1 pseudogene is annotated in these 682 nt (G+C 76.2%); it reads right to left on the reverse strand.

Going from position 1 to position 682, the window contains the following annotated elements:
- Positions 1–682: pseudogene (locus tag EHS43_RS45540) on the reverse strand (hypothetical protein); the annotation flags it as partial.

Below are 682 nucleotides of genomic sequence, written 5' to 3' on the forward strand. Positions count from 1 at the left end.
AGGCGCCACTTGCGGTCCACGACCTCTTCCGGGTACTCCTGCCAGTCCACCGGAGACCAGTCCGGGCCCGTCTCCGCGGGGCCGCCGTGGAAGAGGCGGGCGGCGAGCAGGGAGGCGGCCTCGTCGATCGCGCCGGGCTCTTCGAGCAGGTCGCAGGCGGGGCGCTCGCCCAGCCGGGAGGCGAACCCCTCGGCCAGGCGGTCACGACGGGACAGCTCGGTGAGGGCGGCCACCACTCCCGCGTCCAGCCGGGAGGGCCAGCGGCCCATCCGCCAGGCGGGGAGCGCGACCCGGGTCAGCAGCCGGTCCCAGCCCGCGTAGGCCAGGCCCACCTGCTCCTGGGCCACGATCCTGAGGCCGTAGTCCACAGCCTGTGCACGCTCGGCGGCCGCGGCGGCCACCCCGCGCTCCATCTGGGTCGCGTGCTCCCGGCAACTGCGCAGGAGGAGGCGGGCCACCCGGGCGACGCCCACGCACAGCACGCGGGTGAGCGGGCAGCGGCCGGGTACCGAGCCGACGGCCACCGCCGCGTCCAGACCCCGTACGAAACGCCGGGCCGCCGCTATGTCGGGGTGGGCCGAGGGGCCCGTACCGGCGACGACCGGGGCAAGGACCGCGCGCAGTTCGCCCACGCGCATCCACCACAGGAACGGTGAGCCGATGACCAGCACCGGGGCAGCCG

The organism is Streptomyces sp. RP5T (assembly GCF_003933965.1).
Taxonomy (GTDB): domain Bacteria; phylum Actinomycetota; class Actinomycetes; order Streptomycetales; family Streptomycetaceae; genus Streptomyces.